Origin of the sequence: Isoptericola dokdonensis DS-3 (assembly GCF_001636295.1) — a bacterium.
Lineage (GTDB): Bacteria > Actinomycetota > Actinomycetes > Actinomycetales > Cellulomonadaceae > Isoptericola > Isoptericola dokdonensis.
In genome coordinates, this window is sequence record NZ_CP014209.1 from 1,301,796 (window position 1) to 1,324,526 (window position 22,731).

Consider the following 22,731-nt stretch of genomic DNA (forward strand, 5'->3'; position numbering starts at 1 on the left):
CGCCCGACGAAAGGAGTCCTGTGCACATCGACGACTTCGACACGCTCGACGTCCCCGCCGCCACGGCGACCGCCACCGTCTGGGCCGCCGTCCCGCCCTGGGCCGACGCCCTGGTCGCGGGCCGCCCCTACGGCTCGACGACGGCGCTCGCGGACCGGGCCGCCGCCCTGGCGGCCGGCTGGGGGCGCCCCGAGCTCGACGCGGCCCTCGCCCACCACCCGCGCATCGGCGAGCGACCGGCGGGCACCGGCGCGGAGGCCGCGGCCTCCCGGCGCGAGCAGGCGAGCATGGCCGACGCCGGCGCCGACGTCGCCGCGCGCATGGCCGCCGGGAACCGGGCCTACGAGGACCGGTTCGGGCGGGTGTTCCTGATCCGCGCCGCCGGGCGCACGCCCGACGAGATGCTCGCCGAGCTCGAGCGACGGCTCGCCCACGACGACGCGACGGAGGTCGTCGAGGCCTGCGACCAGCTCGCCCAGATCGCGCTGCTGCGGCTGCGCGCCGACGTCACCGACGAGGGGACCACCCCATGAGCCACCTGACGACCCACGTGCTGGACGCCACCGCCGGGACCCCCGCCGCGGGGGTCGGCGTGGAGCTGACCGATGCGGGCGGCTCCCTGGTCGCCGCGGGCGTCACGGACACCGACGGCAGGGCAGCGCTCGGCCCGGACCGCCTGGAGCCGGGCCGCTACCACCTGACGTTCGCCATCGGCGCCCACTTCACCGAGCAGGGCGTGGAGACCTTCTACCCGGAGGTCACCGTGACCTTCGAGGTCACGCCCGCGGGCGCCGACCGGCACCTGCACGTGCCGCTGCTGGCGAGCCCGTTCGCCTACTCGACCTACCGCGGGAGCTGACCGTGCGGATCATCGTCATCGGAGCCGGCGTCGGTGGCGCCAGTGCCGCCATCGCGCTCCAGCGGCTCGGCCACGAGGTCGTCGTGCACGACCGGATGCGCGAGAACCGTCCCGTCGGGGCGGCGCTGTCGCTGTGGTCGAACGGCGTCAAGGTGCTCAACTGGCTGGGGCTCGGCGACGAGGTCGCCGCGCTCGGCGGCCGCATGGAGGACATGGCCTATCTCGACGGGCGCACCGGCGAGGAGCTGTGCGCGTTCAGCCTCGCGCCCGTCACCGAGCAGACCGGCCAGCGGCCCTACCCGGTGGCCCGCGCCGACCTGCAGCGTCTCCTCATGGAACGGGTCGAGCACCTGCACCTCGGCCACGAGATGGTCGCGATCGACGACGACGGCGAGCGCGTCACCGTGACGTTCGCCGACGGCTCCACGGACACCGGCGACCTGCTGATCGCGGCCGACGGCGCGCGCTCACGGGCCAGGGACCACGTCACCGGTGCCGCCGAGGGCGGGCCCCGGATCGAGCGCACGTACTCCGGCTACACGAACTTCAACGGCCTGGTCGCCGCGGACCCGGCGATCGGCCCGGCCGACCGCTGGACGACCTACGTCGCGGACGGCAAGCGCGCCGCCGTCATGCCGGTGGCCGACGGCCGCTTCTACTTCTGGTTCGACGTCCCGCAGCCCGCGGGCCTGCCCGACGAACGCACGGACGGCAAGGCCCCGCTGGAGGAGGCCTTCGCCGACTGGGCCCCGGGCGTCAAGACGCTGCTCGCGGCGATCGACCCGGAGCGCTCGCTCAACCGGGTGGAGATCTGGGACATCGACCCGTTCCACACCTGGACCCGCGGCCGGGTCGCGCTCCTCGGCGACGCCGCCCACAACACCGCCCCCGACATCGGCCAGGGTGCCTGCCTCGCCCTGGAGGACTCCTTCGCCCTGGCGATCAGCCTCGCCACCAACACCGTGAGCGTCGAGGACTCGCTGCGCCGCTACGCCGCGAGCCGCTCCGAGCGGGCGGGCGACCTGGTGCTGCGGGCCCGCGCCCGCGGCGAGGAGACCCACGGCTACGACCCCGCCACCACCGCCGCCTGGTACGAGTCCCTGCGCGGCAACGACGGCGCCGGCATCATCCGCGGCATCGTCGGCAACATCACGGGCTCCCCCGTCAACCTGGGCGTCGGGGTCCTCTGACCCACCCGGCGATCACGACCCCGAGGTAGTACCCCCGGTCGCGAGGTCGCACCCCGGGGGTACGACCTCGCGACGGGAAGTACTACCTCGCGCACGGGACGGGACGACGAAGGGTGGGAGGACGGGTCTGCCGCGCGGTCGTCAGACCGGAAGCGGAGGGCGCGCAGCGCCCGTGAGCGCGACCGCGCGGCAGACCCGTCCTCCCACCCGCAGGTGAGACCCGTGAGCCGGCTACTCCGTCTCGGACACCCGCGCCGCCACGCGCCGGGCCGGGTACCGGATCTCCTCGACCATCTCCTGGACGTGCTCCGACGGTGGCCTGGTGAGCTTCGAGACCACCACGGTGACGATCAGGTTCACCAGGGCGCCGATGGTGCCGATGCCCTCCGGCGAGATGCCCCAGACGTGCTCGTTGGCGGGGGTGCCGAACACCTCGAGCGTGTAGATCATGTAGGTCGCGGTGAACACGAGGCCCACGATCATGCCGGACGCGGCGCCGACGGCGTTGGCTCTCTTCCAGAAGATCCCCAGGACGAGGATCGGGAAGAACGTGGACGCCGCCAGTCCGAAGGCGAAGGCGACCACCTGGGCCACGTACGCCGGCGGGTTGATGCCGCCGTAGATGGCGACGACGACGGCCAGGCCCATGGCGATGCGCCCGACGAGCAGCCGCTGCGACTCCGAGGCCTCCTTCTTCACGACGCGGAAGTACAGGTCGTGGGAGACGGAGGAGGAGATGACGAGCAGCAGGCCCGCGGCGGTCGACATGGCGGCGGCGAGGCCACCGGCGGCCACCAGCCCGACGATGGGGGCGGGCAGCCCGGCGATCTCGGGGGTCGCGAGCACGAGGATGTCGTTGTTGACGATGAGGTCGGCCCCGCTGGTGGGGTCGTTGCTCAGCGTCGTGATCGTGGTCGCGCCGTCGGCGACGGTGACCAGCTCGGTGGCCTGCCAGTTGCCCACCCAGGCGGGGAGCGCGTCGACGGCGACGCCGTTCACGGACTCCATGAGGTTGAGCTTGGTGAACGCACCGACCGCGGGGGCGGTGGTGTAGAGCAGGCCGATGAAGACCAGCGCCCAGAAGGCGGAGAACCGGGCGCCGCGCACCGACTTGGTCGTGTAGAAGCGGACGATGACGTGCGGCAGGCCGGCGGTGCCGATCATGAGGGACATGGTCACGAGGAACACGTCGATCTGCGGCCGGGCGGCGAACGCCTCGGTGTAGGCGGCGAGCCCGAACTGCTCGCTGAGCGCGTCGAGCTCGGCGAGGATCTGCCCGAACGTCACCTGCGGGACGGGGAACCCGGTCATCTTCTGCGCGATGGTCCACGCGGGGATGAGGTACGCGACGATCATCACCGTGTACTGGGCCACCTGGGTCCAGGTGATGCCCTTCATGCCGCCGAGCACGGCGTACATGAAGATGACGATCGCGGCGACGACGACGCCGCCCTCGATGGACAGGTCCAGGAACCGGCTGAACACGATGCCGCCGCCGCGCATCTGCCCGACCACGTAGGTGAAGGACACGATGATCGCGGCCACCGCCGCGATGAGCCGCACGTACTCGGAGTACCGGTCGCCGACGAACTCGGGGACGGTGAACTTGCCCCACTTGCGCAGGTAGGGGGCCAGCAGCAGGGCGAGCAGCACGTAGCCGCCCGTCCAGCCCATGAGGTAGACGGAGCCGTCGGAGCCCATGAAGGCGATGAGGCCCGCCATGGAGATGAACGAGGCGGCCGACATCCAGTCGGCGGCGACGGCCGCACCGTTGGCGACGGCAGGCACGCCCTGGCCGGCCACGTAGAAGCCGGCGGTCTCCTTCACGCGGCTGCGCCACGCGATGTAGAGGTAGACGGCGAAGGACACCCCCACGAAGACGAGGGACCAGATCTGGATGTCGCTCACAGCCGCTTCCCCTCCTCGTCGCGCTCGGCGACGCCATACTCGTCGTCGAGGCGGTCCATGCGCAGGGTGTACACGAGGATCAGGATGATGAACGTGTAGATGGCACCCTGCTGGGCGAACCACAGGCCGAGCGGGAAGCCGGCGATCACGATCTTGTTGAGCTGCTCGATGAGCAGGATCCCGCAGACGAACGACACCACGAACCAGATGGACAGCAGCACCACCATCAGTCGCAGGTTCTTCTTCCAGTACTCCTGACGCCAGCCGTTCGCCCCGGGTGGTGACCCGGGGTCCGGCGCGGTCGCCGGTCGGTCGTCGACCATCGGACGCTCCCTTCGTCGCGGTGACCCCGGACGCCGTCGTCCGGGGCACGTCCGTCCCTGTACCCGGTGAGCGAATCGCACCGTTCGTGCTGGTCACAAGGCCTGCCGCCCCGGCGGCGGGTCGGGTCCCGCGAGCGGTCGGCACGGCCTCGCGAGCGGTCGGAGCCCCGTCGTGGACCGTTCGCGGGCCGCTGCCGACCGTTCGCGGGACCGGAGGGACCGTTCGCCGATCGCCCGGGTCCGGCCCGGCCCGGCCCGACCTACAGTCGGTCCATGGCCTCGACGACGAGCTCAGCCCTCGGCAACCTCCTCCGTGCGGGAGGCCGCGCGCCCGCCCGGCGCCGGCAGGTGTTCCATCCCGGCAGCGTCGGGATGCTGACCGGCGCGCTGCTGGTGGTGGTGGGCAGCCTCCTGCCGTGGGTCGTGACCCCCTTCGGGAACCTGGGCGGGACCGCGGGCCCGGGCCTGTGGACGCTGTGCGCGGGTTTCATCGCCCTGGCGGGCGCGCTGCTGCCGCGTCGCTGGGTGGCGATCTGGCACGCGGTCGTGGCCGGCGGCACGGCGGGGCTCGTCGTGGGCTGGCAGCTCGCGCGGCTGGTGCAGGTGATGTCCTCGACGAACTCCTGGGGGCAGGCCATGCCCGGCATCGGCCTGGTGATGGTGGGCGGCGGCGCGGTGGTGCTGCTCGCGACGGCCGTGCGGCTGGTCCGCAGGCCGGCCGTCGCACCGGGTGCCTGACGGGCCTCGATCCGTGCCCGGGAGGGCTTTCCCGGAGGAGCCGTCGTCCGTAGGGTTGCCCGACATGGACGACGACGTCGCGACCACGGACACCGTGGCGGAGGTGGACGCCACCTTCCGCACGCTGCGCCGCGTCGCGGTCGGCTACTTCGTCGTCTTCGTCCTCGGCGTGGCCGCCTTCCCCGTGCTGTCCCTGACGCTGGACTGGTGGTCGCAGGCGCGGCTGCTGGGCGGCATGAGTCCCGGGTTCCTCGTGGCGGCGTTCGGGCTGTACGTGTTCTTCGCGGTCCTGGGCCTGGCGGCGGCACGCCTGTCGTCGGCGGTGGAGCACCGGATGCTGGGCGACACCCCGGCGACCGACGACGACCTGTTCCTCGACGACGGGCGCGCCCCGTGACGGGCGCGGGCGCCGCCGGCCTCGTGGTGGCGCTGGCCGCCGTGGCGACGGTGGCAGTGGTCATGCGGCCGCGGGGGGCCTCGACGGTGGACTTCTACCTGGCGGGTCGCCGCGTCGGGGTGGTGACGAACAGCTGGGCGATCTGCGGCGACTACTTCTCGGCGGCGTCGTTCCTCGGCGTAGCCGCGGCGGTCTACGCCACGGGCCTGGACGGCGCCTGGTACGCCGTCGGCTTCGCGGCGGGCTTCGTCCCGGTGCTGCTGTTCGTCGCCGCCCCCCTGCGCCGGTTCGGAGAGTTCTCCATCCCGGACTTCCTGGGGCGGCGTCTCGGCTCCGAGCGGGTGCGGCTCGTGGCCGTGGGCGTGGTGCAGCTGATCATCCTCACCTACCTGGTGCCGCAGACCGTCGGCTCGGGCATCACCTGGGAGCTGCTGGTGGGTGACGGCGTGCTCGGCATGTCGGCGTACGCCACGGGGGTGGTGGCCTCGACGGCGGTCGTGGCGACGCTGGTGGCGTTCGGCGGGATGCGGGGCACGACCTGGGCGCAGGCGGTGCAGTTCCTGCTGCTGCTCGGCGCGCTGGTGTGGCTGGCGGCGACCGTCGTCGGGGCGGGCTTCCACTACGGGGACGCGGTGCAGCACATCTCGACCGTGCCGCTCGAGGCCCCGGGGGCGGACGGCGCGCTGGAACCGGAGCAGAGCGCCCTGCACCCCGATCGCCCGGCGGTGTTCGGGGAACCCGGCGCCACCTATGGGGGGCTGGGCCAGCTCGCGCTCATCGTCACCCTGGCGATGGGCACGGCGGGCCTGCCGCACGTGATGAACCGCTACTTCACCGCGCCGACGGGTGCCGCGGCCCGCACCACGACCGTGTGGGTGCTGTGCCTGGCCGGCCTGTTCTACTCCCTGGCCGTCATGGTGGGCACGGCGGCCCGCGAGCTGATCCCCGGGGCGGTCGACGACAACCCGTGGCTCGCCGACCTCACCGTGGACGGCGTCCTGCTCGTGCCCGAGCACGCCCTGCCCGTGCTCGGTCGCCTGTTCGGCGGCGAGGCCGGGCTGGGGGTGGTGGCCGCGGGCGCCCTGGTGGCGGTCATGTCGACCGTGGCGGGGCTGCTGCTCGCGGCCGCGACGTCCTGGGGCCACGACGTCTACGAGCGGCACCTCAACCCCCGTGCGACCCAGCGCCAGGCCGTGCTGGCCGGCCGGGTCACGACGCTGGTGACGGCCTGCGCGGCCGCCGGGCTGGGGTTGCTCATGCGCCCCGACACGATGGTGGGCGCCACCCCGTCCGTCGTCGCGACGATGGTGACGTGGGCGTTCGCCGTCGCCGGGTCGGCGCTGACCCCCGTGTTCGTCCTGGCGATCTGGTGGCAGCGCACCACCGCCACGGGGGCCGTGTGGGGCATGGCGGTGGGCGCGGTCGTGTCCGTGGGGATGTTCACGGCGGGCGCCGTGTCCAGCGGCGGGCTGCTGCACGACGTGCTGGTCACCCCCACGCTCGTGGCCGCTCCCCTGGCCGCCTCCGTGACGGTGCTCGTCTCGCGGCGGACCACGCCGCCGCCCGACGTGGAGCGGTCGTGGCTGATCATGCACGGCACCGCGGCCGACCGGCGGGCCGAGCGCCTCGCCCGGCTGGTGGTGGCCGAGGACCGGCGCCGCCGGGAGGTGCGCCGTGCGCGGCGGTAGCGGGCTGCTGGCGGTCGTGCTCGCCGTCGCCTGGCTGCTCGTGTTCCTGGTGACGCAGGTGCTGGTCGCGCCGGGGCTCGACGTCGCCGCGACGCTCGCCGTGGGCCTGGTGGTGAGCACCGTCGTCGTCCTCGGCTACCCGTCGGCGTTGCGCGGGCCGCGCGCCGGCGGTCGCGCGGCCCGCGTGCCCCGTCGGACCCGCGACCCGCGCGGCATGCGCGACGGGCTGACGATCGCGGCGGCCGGCCGGTCGGTGCCGCTGCGGCGGGGCCTCACCCCCGACGCGGCGCGGCGCACGGCGCAGCTGCTCAAGCCGCTGCTGGGCGGGGACGCCGTGGCCATCACCGACACCGAGCAGGTGCTGGCGTTCGTCGGCCCGGGAGCCGACCACCACACCGTCGGCGGAGCGCTGCAGACGCGGGTCGCGCGAGCGGCGCTGGGCAGGCGGCGCACCGTCGAGGTGCACGCCCGCGACGGCATCGGCTGCCCGGAGCCCGGCTGCCCGCTGCGCACGGCGGTCGTCGCACCGCTCGCGATCGGCGAGCGCGTCGTCGGGACGCTCAAGGTGTACCGCACCCACGACGAGCCGCCGCCGCGCGTGCTCGTCGAGGACATGGCCTCGATGCTGTCGCTGCACCTGGAGCTCGCGGAGATGGACCGCGAGCGCCACCTCGCCGCGGACGCGAAGCTCGACGCGCTGCGGGCGCAGATCAACCCGCACTTCCTGTTCAACATCCTCAACACGATCGCGTCGAAGTCCCGCACCGACCCGGACGAGGCGCGCCAGCTGCTGCTGCGGCTGAGCGACTTCTTCCGGTACGCGGTGCGTCAGGACGGCCACTTCGCGGAGTTCAGTCAGGAGTACTTCTTCGTGCGCACGTACGTCTCGCTGGAGCAGGCACGGTTCGGGGACCGGCTGCGGGTGCGGTACGACATCGACCCCCAGGTGCTGACCACCCGGGTGCCGGTGCTGGTCATCCAGCCGCTGGTGGAGAACGCGGTGAAGCACGGGGTGGCGGACTCCGTGGGCGGCGGGACGGTGCACCTGCGGGCCCGGGTGGACCCGCTGACGCGGACCACGTCGATCCGGGTGTCGGACGACGGCGCGGGGATGGCGCCGGACGTGCTGGAGCGGCTCCTCGCCGGGACCCGGGACCCCGCGCCCGGACCGCGGCACTCGGGGGTCGGGCTCTGGAACATCTCGCAGCGCCTCGACGCGCTGTTCGGCGACCGGTACACGTTCGACGTCGTCTCCACCCCCGGCGCGGGGACCACCGTCGACCTGCAGATCCCGCTGAGGTGATGACCGTGCGCCCGAAGGCCCTCATCGTCGACGACGAGGCACCCGCCCGAGCTGAGCTGCGCTATCTGCTCGAGGAGGTCGGGCAGGTCCAGGTGGTGGGCGAGGCGACCAACGGCGAGGAGGCGCTGCTGCTGCTGGGCTCCCTCGACTACGACCTGGTGCTGCTGGACGTGCGGATGCCGGGTGGCTCGGGGCTGGACGTGGCGGCGGCGCTGCGCGAGCGGCCGCACCCCCCGAAGGTCATCTTCACCACCGCCTACCCGGACCACGCGGTCGACGCCTTCGACCTCGCCGCGGCGGACTACCTGCTCAAGCCGTTCGACGTCGACCGGCTGCGCCGCGCGCTGGACCGCGCGCTCGGCGACACCCCCGACCCGGCGGACAGCCCCGCCGAGCCGGTGGCGCGACGCGCGCCCCGCCCGGCGGGCGCCGACCCGGCCGCCCCGGACCCGGCGTCGTCCCCCGTGGCTCCGCTGGTGCGGATCCCGGTGCAGCGCGACGGTCGTACGGTGCTCGTCGACGGCGGTTCCATCGTCTACGCGACGGCGGCGCGCGGGTACTCCTACCTCAAGCTCGCCGACGAGCGGCTGCTGGTGACGATGTCCCTCAACGAGCTGGAGCGCCGCCTGCAGGGGCACTTCTTCCGCGCCCACCGTTCCTACCTGGTGAACCTCGACCACGTGCGCGAGCTCGTGCCGGACTTCCAGGGGTCGCTGGTGGTGGTGATGGACGACCGGCAGCGCTCCCGCGTGGAGGTGGCACGGCGGCACGCACGCGAGCTGCGCCGCCGGTTCGGCCTCTGACGGGCGGCCCGGACGCCCGCTCCACGCTAGGTAGGGTGAGCCGCATGACCACGACTCGCGCCGACGGCCGTACGCCCGACCAGCTCCGCCCCGTGACCATCACCCGCGGCTGGACGCGGAACGCCGAGGGCTCGGTGCTCGTCGAGTTCGGCGACACCCGCGTGCTGTGCACCGCGTCGTTCACGGACGGCGTGCCGCGCTGGAAGAAGGGCTCCGGCGAGGGCTGGGTCACGGCCGAGTACGCGATGCTCCCCCGCGCCACCAACGAGCGCAGCCAGCGCGAGTCCGTCAAGGGCAAGATCGGCGGTCGCACCCACGAGATCTCGCGCCTCATCGGCCGCGCCCTGCGCGCCGTCGTGGACGTCACCGCGCTCGGCGAGAACACGATCGTGCTCGACTGCGACGTCCTGCAGGCCGACGGCGGCACCCGCACCGCCGCGATCACCGGCGCCTACGTGGCCCTGGCCGACGCGGTCGCCTGGGGCACCCGGCACGGGCACGTCACCGGTGGGAAGAAGGTCCTCACCGACTCCGTCGCGGCGGTCAGCGTGGGCATCATCGACGGCGTGCCGATGCTCGACCTGCCCTACGTGGAGGACGTCCGCGCCGACACCGACATGAACGTCGTCACCACCGGCTCGGGGGCGTTCGTCGAGGTGCAGGGCACGGCCGAGCACGCGCCGTTCGACCGCGCCGAGCTCGACGCGCTCCTCGACCTGGCCACCGCCGGGACGGCCGAGCTGACCCGGATCCAGCGCGAGGCGCTGGAGCGCGCGCTGTGACCGTCGAGGTCCCGGCGGGCGCCCGGCTGGTGCTGGCCTCGCACAACCGCAAGAAGCTGGTCGAGCTGCTGGCGGTCCTGCGCGCGCAGCCGGGTCTGGACGCCCTGCCCGACGACGCGGTCGTCACGGCCGGTGACCTCGGCGCGCCGGAACCCGTCGAGGACGGCGTGACGTTCGCCGAGAACGCGCTGATCAAGGCGCGTGCGCTGGCCGCGGCGACGGGACTGCCCGCCGTCGCCGACGACTCGGGCCTGGCCGTCGACGTGCTCGGCGGTGCGCCGGGGATCTTCTCCGCCCGCTGGGCGGGCCGCCACGGCGACGACGTCGCGAACCTCGGCCTGCTGCTCGCCCAGCTCGGCGACGTCCGCGACGAGCACCGCACGGCGGCGTTCGTCGCCGCGGTCGCGCTCGTCACGCCGGACGGCCGCGAGGAGGTCGCGCTCGGCGAGATGCCGGGTGTCCTGGTGCGCGAGCCGCGCGGGGAGCACGGGTTCGGCTACGACCCGGTCCTCGTGCCGGCCGAGCAGGCGCCCGACGCGTCGGGCGCCCCGGGGACCCGGACGTCGGCGGAGCTCACGCCGGACGAGAAGAACGCGATCAGCCACCGCGGCAAGGCGCTGCGCACGCTCGCCCCCGCGATCGCGGCAGCCCTCTGACCGCAGCCGCGCGGGTCGACCCGTCGCCCTCGCCCGGCGTCAGCGGGCCGAGGCGGGGCGACGGCGCCGGGCGAGGCTCGCCAGCAGGCGCCAGCCGAGCAGCGTGGCCGCGAGGAACAGCGCCGTCACCAGGGCGAACGACCACTCCAGGCCACCGCCGAGCAGGGGCCGCAGGCCCAGCCCGAGGGCGACGGTCGCGAACCAGACCGCCACGCCCGTCGGCCAGGGCCGGGCCGGGTCGCGCCACGCCCGGGCGCCGACCCATCCGGCGGCCAGGCCCATCAGAAACGGCAGCGCGACGACGGCGACATGGACGAGCGAGGTCGCCGAGTCGTGGTTGACGGTCCCCACGAGGGCGAACGCCAGCACGCACACGACGTCGCAGACGACCGCGGGCCACACGGGGAGCCTCTTCCCAGGGCGAGCCTCGCCGCGGCCCGGCCGGGCACCGTGCGCGCCCGAGGTCGGGCGGGCGGCCGTCACAGGACGTGCGACCCGCCGGCCACGGCGAGCTCGACGGGACCGTCGTACTCGCGGCGGGCGTCCGCCACGGTCTGGTCCGGACTCGTCCAGGGCTGCAGGTGCGTCAGCACCAGCGCCTTCGCCCCGGCCTCGGCGGCGACGCGGCCCGCGCGACGGCCCGTGAGATGGATGCCCGGTGTCACGTCGTCGTCGCGACCCTCCTGGAACGCGGCCTCGCACAGCAGCAGGTCGGCGTCCCGGGCCCCGGCGACCAGGCTGTCGCAGTAGTCGGTGTCCCCGGAGAACACCAGGGTCGCGGACTCCCCGGCGCGCAGCGACGACGGGCCGGTCACGCGCACGCCGTACGCCTCGACGGGGTGCGCGACGACGAACGGCTCCAGGGTGAGCGGGCCGACCGTCACGGGCACGCCCGGCTGCCAGGTCGCGAACGCGTACTCGTCGTCCATCGACTCGTCGTCGCCCAGGCCGTACATCGCGGCGGCCCGCTCCCGCGTGCCCGACGGCCCGAGGACCGGCAGGTGGGGCGGCACGCCCGTCGCGACGGCGCCACGCTCCGGGTGGTAGCGCAGGTACACGTACAGGCCGCTGAGGTCGGAGCAGTGGTCCGGGTGCAGGTGCGACAGCGTGACCGCGTCGAGGTCCGCCGGGTCGACGACCCGCTGCAGCGCCCCGAGTGCCCCGGCCCCCAGGTCCAGGAGCACGTTCCAGGTGCGCGTCCCGTCGTCGGCCTGGACCAGGTAGCAGGACGCGGGCGACGCGGGGCCGGGCATCGACCCGGCGACACCGACGGTGACGAGTCTCATGCGGCCTCCACCAGGTTGACCTCGGGCCCGAGGAACCGGCGCGCCAGCTTCTCGAACGGTGCCGGGCTGCCCGTGGCGAGGAACCGGTGGGCGGGCGCCGGGGCGTCAGGCGACCGCTCCAGGCCGTGCTCCACCAGGTTGCGGTACACGTCCTTGGCCGTCTCCTCGGCGCTCGACACCAGCGTGACGCCCTCCCCCATGATGTAGGACACGGCGCCCGACAGCAGCGGGTAATGGGTGCAGCCGAGCACGAGGGTGTCGACGCCCGCCGCCTTGACGGGGTCGAGGTACCGGTGCGCGACCTCCAGCACCTCCGGCCCGGACGTCACCCCCGCCTCGACCAGCGGCACGAAGTCCGGGCACGCCTGGGTGGTGATCGTCAGTCCCGGCGTCACGTGGAACGCGTCGTCGTAGGCGCGCGAGTCCACCGTCGCCCGGGTGCCGATGACGCCGATCCGGCCCGTGCGCGAGACCAGGACGGCGCGGCGCGCGGCCGGGCGGATCACCTCGACCACGGGGATGCCGCGCCGCACCGTGTAGCGCTCGCGGGCGTCCGGCAGCGCCACCGCGGTGGCCGAGTTGCACGCGATGACCAGCATCTTCACGCCGGCGTCCACCAGGCGGTCCATCACGTCCAGCGCCATCGCGCGCACGGCCGCCAACGGCTTCGGCCCGTACGGGCTGTTCGCCGTGTCGCCGATGTAGAGCAGCTGCTCGTGCGGGAGCTGGTCCAGCACCGAGCGGGCGACCGTCAGGCCGCCCACACCGCTGTCGAAGATTCCGATCGGGGCGTCGTTCACGGCTCGCAGCCTATCGGCGCAGGCCCGCGCCGACCCGGTGTCGTGACCACCGACACGGCGTGGCACCGGCCACAGGCGACGGTCACCGGGACCGGCGGGCCCGCAGCTCGGAGAGCAGCTCGTCCATCAGCGACTCCTGGGCGAACCCCGCCGCGACGAACACCCCGCCCCAGTAGACCCACTGCTCGGGATCCATCCCGGCGGGCGGCACGACGTCGTCGACCTCGCCCCCGACGACGGCGTCGTGCAGCCGCTCCACCGCCTCGTCGTCCTCGAGGGACAGCCGCTCGGCCAGCACGAGCCGCAGGTCGGTCAGCGCGCCCGCGAAGTCCTGCGCCTCCTCGCGCGGCACGAGCACCTGGGAGCCGCCCGGTCCCTGGTCGTCGGCCGTCCCCCCGACGGCGGCGGCGAACGCCTCCAGACGGCGCACCTTGCCCGCGGCGAGGTCCGTCTGCGTGAGGTGCCGGAACTCCGCGGCGGCCTCCGCGTCGTCCCGGTGGGCGTCCGGCAGGAGCCGCATCACCGCCGGGTCGCGCGGCACCCGCGGCACCCCCGTGAAGGCGGCGTCGGCGTCCAGGCCGTCCGGCAGGCCGGAGTCGGCGCGCAGCAGGTCCGCGACGTCCCGCGCCACCCGGGCCAGCACCTCACGCTCGACGGGCTCCCACGTCGCGGCGAACCCCGCCGGCGTCGACCGGAACGGGGTCATGCCCCGCCTCCGGCCGCGCCCGGCGCGTCCGCGCGCTGCATCGTGGCCCACAGCCCGAACCCGTGCATGGCCTGCACGTCCACCTCCATGCGTTCGCGCGGCCCCGTCGACACGACCGCGCGGCCCTCCTGGTGCACCTGCAGCATGAGGCGGCGCGCCCGCTCCGGCGGGTGCCCGAAGTAGCTCTCGAACACGTACGCCACGTAGCTCATGAGGTTCACCGGGTCGTTCCACACGATCGTCACCCAGGGGTCCGCGACCTGCGCCGAGACGTGCGCGGCGGTCTCCTCGGCCGTGTCGGCACTCGTGATCGTCACGGCACCAGCCTAGGTGCAGCCCCGCCCGGTGCCCACGACCCGCCCCAGCGCTCGTGCCGCGGCCCGTGATCGCGTCGTGACCCGTACCGTAGGGGCATGAACGACGAGCGACGGGGCAACGGTGTCCCGGTCCAGACCGTGGCCGCGCCCCGGTCCCTGCCGGCGGCCCCCCTGCCGACGGTGCGTCCCTCCCTCGCCCTGCTCACCGACCGGTACGAGCTGACGATGCTCCAGGCCGCGCTCGCCGACGGCACCGCGCACCGCCACTGCGTGTTCGAGGTGTTCACCCGGCGGCTGCCGCCGGGGCGGCGCTACGGCGTGCTCGCGGGCACCGGGCGGGTGCTGGAGGCGCTGTCCGCCTTCCGGTTCGGCGACGCCGAGCTCTCCTACCTCGCCGGCACCGGCGTCGTCGACGACCGCACCCTCGACTTCCTGCGGGGCTACCGGTTCACCGGGACGGTCACCGGGTACGCGGAGGGCGAGACGTTCTTCCCCGGCTCCCCCGTGCTCCAGGTCGAGGGTACCTTCGCCGAGGCCGTGCTGCTCGAGACCCTCGTGCTGTCGATCCTCAACCACGACTCGGCGGTCGCGTCCGCCGCGTCGCGCATGACCAGCGCCGCCGTCGGGCGCCCGTGCCTGGAGATGGGGTCGCGCCGCGCGCACGAGCAGGCCGCCGTCGCCGCCGCCCGTGCCGCCGTCGTCGCCGGGTTCGCGGGAACCAGCAACCTCGAGGCGGGCTTCCGCTACGGCCTGGCGACCATCGGCACCGCCGCGCACGCCTTCACCCTCCTGCACGACGACGAGGAGGCGGCGTTCGCCGCCCAGGTCGCGTCCGCGGGCACCGGGACCACGCTGCTGGTCGACACCTACGACGTGCGCCGCGGCGTGGAGCGCGCCGTCGCCGCCGCCGGGACCTCGCTCGGGTCCGTGCGTCTCGACTCGGGCGACCTCGGCACCCTCGCCGTGGAGGTGCGCGCCCAGCTCGACGCCCTCGGAGCGCACGGCACGAAGATCGTCGTCAGCTCCGACCTGGACGAGTACGCCATCGCCGGGCTCGCCGCCGTCCCGGTCGACAGCTACGGCGTCGGCACCTCCGTGGTGACAGGCTCCGGGGCGCCCACCTGCGGCATGGTCTACAAGCTCGTGGCGCGCGCCGGCGCCGACGGCGTGCTGGAGCCCGTCGCCAAGGCCTCCACCCTCAAGACGAGCCAGGGAGGGCGCAAGGCCGCCGCGCGCCGCCTCGACGCCGAGGGACGTGCCGTGCAGGAGGTCGTCCTGTCCGGCCCGGATGAGGCGGTGACCGCCTGGGAGCCGCACGGCGCCGTCGCGGGCGACGGCGAGCTGCGGCCCCTGCACGTCCCGCTGGTGACGGACGGCGCCGTCGACTCGCGCTGGGTCGGCGCCTACGGCGTCGAGAACGCGGTGCTGCGGCACCAGGCCTCCCGGTCCGAGCTCCCGCGCGGTGCTCGCCGCCTCTCGCACGGCGACCCCGCCATCCCGACCGTCGAGGTCGCGCTGGCGGAGCCCGTCGCCCCCTGAGCGCCCGTCAGCGCCTGCCGACGAACCAGCCGCGCACCATCTCGATCCGCGCCTCGAGCTGGTCGGCCGTGGCCAGCGGGACCTCCGGGCCCCCGCAGCGGCGCCGCAGCTCGGTGTGCACCGAGCCGTGCGGGCGGCTCGCCTTGCGCGCCCACGCCGACACGAGCTTGGAGAGCTCCTTGCGCAGCGCGGCGGCCCGCCGGTGCTCCTGCTCGGAACGCTCCAGCTCCGCCGCGCGCGCCGACTCCGGGCCACCGGACCGGCCCGCGGCCTGCGCCGCCTGGTGCTGACGCAGCAGCAGGCCCACCTGGTCGGCGTCGAGCAGGCCCGGCAGGCCGAGGAAGTCCTGCTCGGCGGCCGAGCCGAGCTCGCCGCCCGTGCCGAACTCGCCCCCGTCGAACAGCACGCGGTCGAACGACGCCTGCGCGTCCAGCGCCTCGAAGGAGCCCGTCAGCTCGCCCGACGCCTTCTCCTCCTTGTTCGCCGCCGCGAGCAGGGCGGCCTCGGGGTCGTACTCGATCCCCTGCTCCTCGGCCGTGCGCGGCCGGTCGAGGGCGTGGTCGCGCTCGGCCTCCATCGCGTTGGCCAGCCCGGTGAGCAGCGGGACGGACGGGAGGAACACCGAGGCCGTCTCACCGCGCTTGCGGGCCCGCACGAACCGGCCGACCGCCTGCGCGAAGAACAGCGGCGTGGACGTGCTCGTGGCGTAGACGCCGACGGCGAGGCGCGGCACGTCGACGCCCTCCGACACCATGCGCACCGCCACCATCCACCGCTGCGTCCCGGCGGCGAACTCGTCGATGCGGGCGCTGGCACCGTCGTCGTCGCTCAGCACGACCGTCGGGCTCGAGCCCGTGATGCGCGCCAGGTAGCCGGCGTACGCGCGGGCGTCCGCCTGGTCCGAGGCGATGACGAGGCCGCCGGCGTCCGGCACCGCGCGGCGCACCTCGGTGAGGCGCTGGTCGGCCGCCGCCAGGACGGACGGGATCCACTCGCCGCTCGGGTCCAGGGCGGTGCGCCACGCCTGCGCGTGCATGTCCTTGGTCATCGCCTCGCCGAGGCGGGCGCTGACCTCGTCGCCGGAGCGTGTGCGCCAGCGCATCTCGCCCGAGTACGTCATGAACAGCACCGGGCGCACGACGTGGTCGCGCAGGGCGTCTCCGTAGCCGTACGTGTAGTCCGCCTTCGACCGGCGGATGCCCTCGGCGTCCGCCTCGTAGGTGACGAACGGGATCGCGGCGGTGTCCGACCGGAACGGGGTCCCGGTCAGGGCGAGGCGGCGGGTGGCGTCCTCGAACGCCTCGCGCACCGCCTCGCCCCAGCTGAGGGCGTCGCCGCCGTGGTGCACCTCGTCGAGGATCACCAGGGTCGGTGCCGCCTGGGTGCGCGCGCGGTGCAGGGCGGGCTTCGCCGCGACCTGCGCATAGGTCAGCGCGACGCCGTCGTAGTGGGTCCCGTGCCGCCCCTGGGAGTTCTTGAACGACGGGTCGATGCGGATGCCGACGCGCGCCGCGGCGTCCGCCCACTGGTGCTTGAGGTGCTCCGTCGGCGCCACCACGGTGATGCGGCGCACGAGGCCCGCCTCGAGCAGCTCGGTGGCCACCCGCAGCGCGAACGTCGTCTTGCCGGCGCCCGGCGTCGCGACCGCGAGGAAGTCCCGGCCGGACTTCGCGTGGTACAGCGCGAGGGCCTCCGCCTGCCAGGCGCGCAGGTTCGACGCCGTCCCCCACGGGGCCCGCCGCGGGTACGCGGGACTGAGGTGGGAGGCCGCCGCGGCGGACGGCGACTGCGGGAGCGGTCGGGGCGGCTCGGTCGGCTCGGCGGCGGCGGCGAACAGGTCGACGGACTCGGACTCGGGCAACGGCCCCGCACTCACTTGCCGGAGCCGCCCTTGCCGGAGCCGTCCTTGCCGTCCCCGCCGTCCTGCGGTGCGCGCAGGCCGTCGTAGATCTCCTGGCAGATCGGGCACACGGGGAACTTCGACGGGTCCCGGCCCGGCACCCACACCTTGCCGCAGAGCGCGATCACGGGCTTGCCCGACATCGCGGACTCCATGATCTTCTCCTTGCGCACGTAGTGCGCGAAGCGTTCGTGGTCGCCGGGTTCCGCGGTCTGCTCGCGGGTGTCCGGCCGCTCGAGGACGCTCGTGCCCGCACCGGTGTCCTGCGAAGGTGCCGCGGGGGGCGTGGAGAGGGGGTCGCTCATGGTCCTCATCCTACGGGTGGGGCACCGACATCGTCGGCCCGTGCGGCGTGAGCCGACGCACGGTCCGACGACGCCGGTGCCCGTGACCCGTGAGGTCAGAGCCCCTGCCAGGACGGCTTGGAGGCGTAGGTCTGGCGGTAGTAGTCCGCGAGCTGGAGACGCGACGCGGCGGCCTCGTCGACCAGCACCGTGGCGTGCGGGTGGAGCTGCATCACCGTCGCCGGCCACAGGGCGGACACCGGACCCTCGACGAGCTGGTGCACCGCCTCGGCCTTGTGCCGGCCCGTCGCCAGCAGCACCAGGTGGCGGGCGTCCATGATCGTGCCCAGGCCCTGCGTGAGGCAGTGCGTGGGGACCCGGTCGACGTCGCCGTCGAAGAACCGTGCGTTGTCCTCGCGGGTCTGCTTCGTCAGCGTCTTGATGCGGGTGCGCGACGCGAGCGACGAGCCCGGCTCGTTGAACGCGATGTGCCCGTCCGTGCCGATCCCGAGGATCTGGAGGTCGACGCCGCCCGCCGCGCGGATCGCCTCCTCGTACGCGGCGCACGCCGCCGGCAGGTCCGCGGCGAGCCCGTCCGGGCCCTGCACCCGCTCGGCCGGCCACGCCACGCGCTCGGCGATCTCCGTGGCGATGACGTTGCGGTACCGCTCCGGGTGGTCGGCGTCCAGGCCGACGTACTCGTCGAGCATGAAGCCCCGGGCCTCGGCGAACGAGAGCCCCTCCTCGGCGTGCCGGCGGGCCAGCTCGTCGTACACCTTGAGCGGGCTCGAGCCCGTCGCCAGCCCGAGCACGGTGTCGGCGCGGCGGCGCAGCAGCGCCTCGATCGCGTCCGCGGCCAGCACCGCGAGCTCCTCGGCGGGAGCGATCACGACCTCCATGGTTCCATCCCTTCGTCCTCGCCCGGGGCGCGGCCGGGCCGCGCCACCGGGATCACTCGTCGTCGGTCGTGCCGTCGAGCAGCGGCGTGATGATCGCGTCGTACTCCGCCGCGACCTGCGCCACGTCGCCGCCGCGCGCGATCTCCTTGAACAGGTCCTCGTAGATGGCGCGGGACTCGATCTCCGCCCAGCCCGGCGCCGCGGGCGTCAGCTTGGACGCCTCCGCCGTCTCGACGAGGGTGCGACCGAACTTGTCGCCCTCCATCGCCTCGGTGAACGTCGTGTTGGCGGGCCCGAGACCGGCACCCGCGAGCATCGTCTGGTACTCGTCGGAGTAGACGATCCGCAGCAGGTCCTCGGACAGCTCGACGTTGCGCGTGAGCGACGAGATCGCGAGGTTCGAGCCGCCCGCGAACACGGGCGCGACCCCGCCGTCGACGCCCGGCAGCGCGAAGATGTCGAACTTGCTGGTGTCCGCCATGCCGTCGCGGACCTCGGCGCCGTCGTCGTTGCGCACGAGGTCGCCCACCGACCAGCGGGCCCATGCCGGGGCCATCATCGTCGCCGCGGCCGGGGTGTCGGAGTCGACCCCGTCGTTGATGAAGTCCCAGTAGGACGCGTCGAGCTCGGTGGCCGGGAGGTAGGACGCGTTCGAGTACACGTCCTGCCACTGCTCGAGGCCCGCGACCGTGTTCGGGTCGGACAGCGTCGACACCCAGCGGTCGCCCTCCTTGACGGCGAGCTCGCCGCCGTTCGCGAACACCCAGGAGATGCCGTTGCGCCAGTCCTGCCCACCGAGGGCGAAGCCCGCCATGTTGTCGGTGTGGAGCTTCTTGACCGCGTCGCCGAACTCCTCGAGGGTCTCGGGCACCTCGACGCCGGCCTGCTTCCACACGTCCTTGCGGTAGAAGACGTACCGCGAGCCGAAGTAGTACGGCAGCGCGTACACGGTGCCGTCGACCGAGCCGGCCTCGACGAACGACTGCAGCAGGTCCTCCCCGCCGAGCTCCTCGTAGAGCTCCGGGGAGATCTCGCGGAACGCGCCGGACGTCGTGTAGGTCGGGGCCTGGGTGTTGCCGAGCTCGACCACGTCGGGCGTCAGCGCGGGGTCCACGAGCGCCTCGTCGAGGTCACCCAGGAGCGTCGACCAGTCCTTCTCCTCGATGGTCAGCGTCGCACCGGGGTTGCGCTCGGCGAACGTCGTGACCAGGTGCTCGCGCAGGTCCTCGCCGGTGTCGGGCCCGACGAGCCACAGCACGATGTCGTCGGAGCTCTCGGGGACGGGTTCGTCGGAGCCGCAGGCGGCCAGGGCGGGGACCAGCACCAGGGTCGCGGCGAGGGCTGCGGCGCGACGACGGGGGTTCACGGGGTGGGTGTCCTCTCGGTCGGGCCGGGCGCGGTCGGGGGTGGGCGCCACGCCTCGGCTCAGGGGTCGTGTCAGTACGAGCGGGTCGCCGGCGCGGCCAGGCCGCGGCCGACGACCGCCGCCCCGACGGCGCCGACCGGGACGCGTCCCGGCGCGAGCCGGACCCGCGCGGGCAGGTCCAGGGAACGCAGGAACGGCGAGGCGTCGGACTCGTCGGTCAGGGCGGCGCGCACCGCGTCGAGCAGCGGCACGCCGAGCTGGGCGACGCCACCACCGAGGACGACGTGCTGCACGTCCACGCTCAGCACGAGCATCCGCACGGCCGCGGCGACTGCGCGAGCGTACCTGTCCCGGGCGACCACCGCGTCGAGGTCTCCGCCGGCGGCGGCCTCGAAGAGCTCGACCGGGGCCGGGCGCCCGGTCCGGGACGGCCACAGGGTGCTGACGGCCGTGCCCGAGGCGTACAGCTCGAGGCAGCCGCGCTGGCCGCAGGGGCAGGCCGGGCCCGCCGGGTCGACCGGGACGTGCCCGATCTCCCCCGCGGCGCCCGAGGCGCCGCGGCGCAGCCGGCCGCCCAGCACGAGCCCCGCCGCCAGGCCGGTGCCGAGGGCGAGGAAGGCGAGGTCGGTGGAACCGCTGCCACTCTCGGCCTCGATCAGGTGCGCCGCGCCGACCGCGGCGGCGTTGAGGTCGTTCTCGACCCCGACGGGCACACCACCGAGCCGCGCGGACAGCATCGCGGCGAGGTCCAGCGGGTCGCCGTTCAGGCCGAGGTTGACCGCGTGCCGGACCGTGCCGTCGTCCGCGTCGACCAGACCGGGCACCCCGACGCCGACGCCCGTCACCGCGGAGAAGGGCATCCCGGCCTGCCGGGTCACCCCCTCCACGGCCCGGACCGCGCCGTCGATCACGCCGGTCGCGCCCTGCTCCGTGGCCAGGCGGGACTGGGCGAGGACGGCGCCGTCCGGGGCGAGCAGCACCGCGAGGGTCTTCGTGCCGCCGATGTCGAGGCCCACGCTGAGGCCGGGCGACACCGGGGGCGCCGCCGTTCCGAGGTCGCTCACGTCAGCCCTTCACCGCTCCGGACACGAGCCCGGACGTCATCCGGCCCTGGACGATCATGAAGAAGACGATGACCGGGACCGCGATGAGCGTGGAGGCCGCCATCACCTCGGCCCAGTTGATGCCCTCGTTCGCCGACGCCGACAGGAAGCTGCGCAGCCACACCGGCAGCGTCTGCTTCGACTCGGCGGGCAGGATCACCAGCGCGGTCGTGAACTCGTTCCACGCCTGGAGGAACGCGTACACGCCGGAGGCGACCAGCCCGGGGGCCAGCAGCGGGAACGTGATCCGGACGAACGCCTGCGTGCGCGACAGGCCGTCCACCATGGCGGCCTCCTCGAGCTCGGCGGGCACGCCGGCCACGAAGCCGCGCAGCATCCAGATGGTGAACGGGATGAGCATCGCCGTGTAGAGGATCGAGATGCCGAGCACCGAGTTGAGGCCGAGCGCGGGCACCGTCTCGCCGAACGACGAGAGCATCTTGTACTGCGCGATGAACAGGCCCTCGGCGGGCAGCATCTGGATGAACAGCACCGCCAGGACGAAGCTCGTGCGGCCGCGGAACTTCCACCGGCTGATGGCCAGCGCGCCGAAGAACGCGAACACCAGCACGCACACCAGGGTCACGCCGGTGATCATCAGGCTCATGCCCAGCGCCTTGGTGAAGCCGCTGTCGGTGATGACCGACTCGAAGTTCGACGTCGTGAAGTTCACCGGCAGGAAGCTCGGGGTGACGGAACGCAGGAGCGCGTCCGGCGTCACCGCCGACAGCAGCATCCAGTAGACCGGGAAGACCCAGACCAGTGCCAGGGCGACGCCGAGCACGCTGAGCAGGATCTTGCCCGGGCGGGGGCGCGGCCGGCGCACCGGCGGGTGCTGGTCACGGCGTCCGGGGACACCGCCGCGGCGGCGCGGTCGGGAGCGGTCGGCGGGGTCGGCGAGGCGGTCGCGGCGCTCATGCGGCGTCCTCCTTCATGAGGCTGCGCACGTACGGCGCGGAGAGCAGGACGGTGAGCAGCAGGACGAAGATCGAGACGGCGGCGGCCCCGGCGAAGTCCTGGGAGCCGATGCCGAGCTCGTAGATGAAGTTGCCCAGCAGGTTGGTCTCGGAGACCGGGGCCCCGGCGTCCTGGAGCAGGCGGATCTGGGCGAAGACGCGCAGGTCCCAGATGATCTGGAGCAGCAGCACGATCGCGAGCACCGGACGGACCAGGGGCAGCAGGATGTGGCGCAGGATCTGCGCCGGGCGGGCGCCGTCGAGCCGGGCCGCCTCGAGCACCTCCTCGGAGACCTGCGTGAGGCCGGCGTAGACGGACATCGCGACGAACGGCACGGACATCCAGATGACGACCAGCGAGGCGACGACGAAGAACGTCAAGGGGCTCGAGAGCCACGCGCCGTCGTGCGGCGGGGTGATCCCGACGCTCTCGAGCAGGTAGTTCACGACACCGGTCCGGTAGTCGAAGAGCCAGCGGAAGACGGTGACGGCGGCGACCATCGGGGTGGCCCACGCCAGCAGCAGGGCGACCTGGATGATGATCCGCACGGCGCCGTGCACGGCGCGCATCAGCAGCGCCAGGCCCATGCCGATGGCGACCGTGAGGAAGGCGTTGACCAGGCAGAAGGCGATCGAGCGGAGCACAACGGCCCAGAGCCGCTCGTCGGTGAAGATGCGGGCGTAGTTGTCCAGGCCGACGAACGTCGGCGGCGCACCGAACTGCTGCAGGAGCCCGTACTCCTGCATGGAGGTGACGACCTGCCAGTAGACGGGGTAGCCGAGGCCGACGAGCAGCGCGACGACGGCGGGGATCAGCAGGACGTAGGGGACGACGGGTCGGCGTCGGTGCCGGATCTCCACCGCGGGCGCCGAGGGCGCCGCCTGCGCGGGACTGGTCATACGAGGGGGTCCTTCTCCGGTCGAACCG

Annotated in this window: 25 protein-coding genes; 11 read left to right on the plus strand and 14 right to left on the minus strand. The window is 73.9% G+C overall.

Features of this window, described 5'->3' with window-relative positions; genetic code table 11:
• Window positions 1-20: 20 nt before the first annotated feature.
• Genes uraD through hpxO form a run of 3 tightly spaced genes read left to right on the plus strand, consistent with a single transcriptional unit; the run spans window position 21 to window position 2,049 of the window.
• Window positions 21-533, plus strand: a complete 513-nt coding sequence (gene uraD, locus I598_RS06165) for a 2-oxo-4-hydroxy-4-carboxy-5-ureidoimidazoline decarboxylase (protein ID WP_083972954.1) — start codon at window positions 21-23, stop codon at window positions 531-533.
• The gene (gene uraH / locus I598_RS06170; protein ID WP_068202177.1) at window positions 530-859 is read left to right on the plus strand and encodes a hydroxyisourate hydrolase; all 330 of its coding nucleotides are present in this window, start codon (window positions 530-532) and stop codon (window positions 857-859) included. The genes uraD and uraH overlap by 4 nt, the downstream gene beginning before the upstream one ends.
• A gap of 2 nt (window positions 860-861) precedes the next feature.
• Entirely contained in the window at window positions 862-2,049 is a 1,188-nt protein-coding gene (gene hpxO, locus I598_RS06175; RefSeq protein ID WP_068202179.1) for an FAD-dependent urate hydroxylase HpxO, read from the plus strand.
• A gap of 231 nt (window positions 2,050-2,280) precedes the next feature.
• On the opposite strand, the gene I598_RS06180 is transcribed toward hpxO, so the two are convergent.
• Together I598_RS06180 and I598_RS06185 are read right to left on the minus strand one after the other, a co-directional pair.
• On the minus strand, window positions 2,281-3,957 hold the full coding sequence (locus tag I598_RS06180; RefSeq protein ID WP_068202181.1) for a sodium:solute symporter family protein: 1,677 nt from the start codon (window positions 3,955-3,957) through the stop codon (window positions 2,281-2,283).
• Window positions 3,954-4,280: a DUF4212 domain-containing protein gene (locus I598_RS06185; protein ID WP_083972956.1), complete on the minus strand. Its 327-nt coding sequence runs from the start codon at window positions 4,278-4,280 to the stop codon at window positions 3,954-3,956. Before I598_RS06185 ends, I598_RS06180 begins: the two co-directional genes overlap by 4 nt.
• A gap of 273 nt (window positions 4,281-4,553) precedes the next feature.
• Here I598_RS06185 and I598_RS06190 point away from each other — a divergent pair, with 273 nt between their 5' ends.
• From I598_RS06190 to I598_RS06220, 7 genes are all read left to right on the plus strand, one after another.
• Window positions 4,554-5,018 carry a hypothetical protein gene (locus I598_RS06190; RefSeq protein ID WP_068202183.1) on the plus strand — a complete coding sequence of 155 codons (465 nt, stop codon included), beginning with the start codon at window positions 4,554-4,556 and terminating at the stop codon, window positions 5,016-5,018.
• A gap of 64 nt (window positions 5,019-5,082) precedes the next feature.
• Window positions 5,083-5,415: a hypothetical protein gene (locus I598_RS06195; protein WP_068202187.1), complete on the plus strand. Its 333-nt coding sequence runs from the start codon at window positions 5,083-5,085 to the stop codon at window positions 5,413-5,415.
• Complete coding sequence (locus I598_RS06200) at window positions 5,412-7,103, plus strand: sodium/solute symporter (protein WP_068202189.1); 1,692 nt, start codon at window positions 5,412-5,414, stop codon at window positions 7,101-7,103. Before I598_RS06195 ends, I598_RS06200 begins: the two co-directional genes overlap by 4 nt.
• Entirely contained in the window at window positions 7,090-8,406 is a 1,317-nt protein-coding gene (locus I598_RS06205; RefSeq protein WP_068202191.1) for a histidine kinase, read from the plus strand. Before I598_RS06200 ends, I598_RS06205 begins: the two co-directional genes overlap by 14 nt.
• On the plus strand, window positions 8,406-9,209 hold the full coding sequence (locus I598_RS06210) for a LytR/AlgR family response regulator transcription factor (RefSeq protein WP_068202193.1): 804 nt from the start codon (window positions 8,406-8,408) through the stop codon (window positions 9,207-9,209). The genes I598_RS06205 and I598_RS06210 overlap by 1 nt, the downstream gene beginning before the upstream one ends.
• Window positions 9,210-9,253: 44 nt before the next feature.
• Window positions 9,254-9,991, plus strand: coding sequence for a ribonuclease PH (gene rph / locus I598_RS06215; protein ID WP_068202194.1), 738 nt, complete (start codon window positions 9,254-9,256; stop codon window positions 9,989-9,991).
• Window positions 9,988-10,647 (plus strand): non-canonical purine NTP pyrophosphatase, encoded by a 660-nt coding sequence (locus tag I598_RS06220; protein ID WP_068202196.1) that lies wholly within the window; start codon window positions 9,988-9,990, stop codon window positions 10,645-10,647. Before rph ends, I598_RS06220 begins: the two co-directional genes overlap by 4 nt.
• Window positions 10,648-10,686: 39 nt before the next feature.
• On the opposite strand, the gene I598_RS06225 is transcribed toward I598_RS06220, so the two are convergent.
• From I598_RS06225 to clpS, 5 genes are all read right to left on the minus strand, one after another.
• Window positions 10,687-11,049 (minus strand): DUF3054 domain-containing protein, encoded by a 363-nt coding sequence (locus I598_RS06225; RefSeq protein ID WP_068205040.1) that lies wholly within the window; start codon window positions 11,047-11,049, stop codon window positions 10,687-10,689.
• A 77-nt stretch (window positions 11,050-11,126) separates the two neighbouring features.
• Window positions 11,127-11,933: an MBL fold metallo-hydrolase gene (locus tag I598_RS06230; protein ID WP_068202200.1), complete on the minus strand. Its 807-nt coding sequence runs from the start codon at window positions 11,931-11,933 to the stop codon at window positions 11,127-11,129.
• Entirely contained in the window at window positions 11,930-12,733 is an 804-nt protein-coding gene (gene murI / locus I598_RS06235) for a glutamate racemase (RefSeq protein ID WP_068202202.1), read from the minus strand. Before murI ends, I598_RS06230 begins: the two co-directional genes overlap by 4 nt.
• Before the next feature lie 82 nt (window positions 12,734-12,815).
• The gene (locus tag I598_RS06240) at window positions 12,816-13,439 is read right to left on the minus strand and encodes a DUF2017 family protein (RefSeq protein ID WP_068202204.1); all 624 of its coding nucleotides are present in this window, start codon (window positions 13,437-13,439) and stop codon (window positions 12,816-12,818) included.
• On the minus strand, window positions 13,436-13,756 hold the full coding sequence (clpS, locus tag I598_RS06245; protein ID WP_418268507.1) for an ATP-dependent Clp protease adapter ClpS: 321 nt from the start codon (window positions 13,754-13,756) through the stop codon (window positions 13,436-13,438). Before clpS ends, I598_RS06240 begins: the two co-directional genes overlap by 4 nt.
• A gap of 96 nt (window positions 13,757-13,852) precedes the next feature.
• On the opposite strand from clpS, the gene I598_RS06250 reads away from it, so the two are divergent.
• The gene (locus tag I598_RS06250; RefSeq protein WP_083972958.1) at window positions 13,853-15,295 is read left to right on the plus strand and encodes a nicotinate phosphoribosyltransferase; all 1,443 of its coding nucleotides are present in this window, start codon (window positions 13,853-13,855) and stop codon (window positions 15,293-15,295) included.
• A 7-nt stretch (window positions 15,296-15,302) separates the two neighbouring features.
• Here I598_RS06250 and I598_RS06255 read toward each other — a convergent pair whose 3' ends face one another.
• The 7 genes from I598_RS06255 to I598_RS06285 all read right to left on the minus strand — a co-directional run bounded on the left by I598_RS06255 (window position 15,303) and on the right by I598_RS06285 (window position 22,703).
• Window positions 15,303-17,132 (minus strand): DEAD/DEAH box helicase, encoded by a 1,830-nt coding sequence (locus I598_RS06255; protein WP_068205045.1) that lies wholly within the window; start codon window positions 17,130-17,132, stop codon window positions 15,303-15,305.
• Window positions 17,133-17,167: 35 nt separating this feature from the next.
• Window positions 17,168-17,500 (minus strand): DUF3039 domain-containing protein, encoded by a 333-nt coding sequence (locus I598_RS06260; RefSeq protein WP_157557167.1) that lies wholly within the window; start codon window positions 17,498-17,500, stop codon window positions 17,168-17,170.
• Window positions 17,501-17,595: 95 nt separating this feature from the next.
• Window positions 17,596-18,378, minus strand: coding sequence for a glucosamine-6-phosphate deaminase (gene nagB, locus I598_RS06265; protein WP_068202207.1), 783 nt, complete (start codon window positions 18,376-18,378; stop codon window positions 17,596-17,598).
• A 52-nt stretch (window positions 18,379-18,430) separates the two neighbouring features.
• Window positions 18,431-19,744 carry an extracellular solute-binding protein gene (locus I598_RS06270; RefSeq protein WP_068205047.1) on the minus strand — a complete coding sequence of 438 codons (1,314 nt, stop codon included), beginning with the start codon at window positions 19,742-19,744 and terminating at the stop codon, window positions 18,431-18,433.
• Window positions 19,745-19,815: 71 nt separating this feature from the next.
• Window positions 19,816-20,808: an ROK family protein gene (locus I598_RS06275; protein ID WP_198155763.1), complete on the minus strand. Its 993-nt coding sequence runs from the start codon at window positions 20,806-20,808 to the stop codon at window positions 19,816-19,818.
• 1 nt (window position 20,809) lies between these two features.
• Window positions 20,810-21,673 (minus strand): carbohydrate ABC transporter permease, encoded by an 864-nt coding sequence (locus I598_RS06280; RefSeq protein ID WP_068202209.1) that lies wholly within the window; start codon window positions 21,671-21,673, stop codon window positions 20,810-20,812.
• Between the two features lie 88 nt (window positions 21,674-21,761).
• Window positions 21,762-22,703, minus strand: coding sequence for a carbohydrate ABC transporter permease (locus I598_RS06285; protein WP_068202210.1), 942 nt, complete (start codon window positions 22,701-22,703; stop codon window positions 21,762-21,764).
• Between the last annotated feature and the right edge of the window lie 28 nt (window positions 22,704-22,731).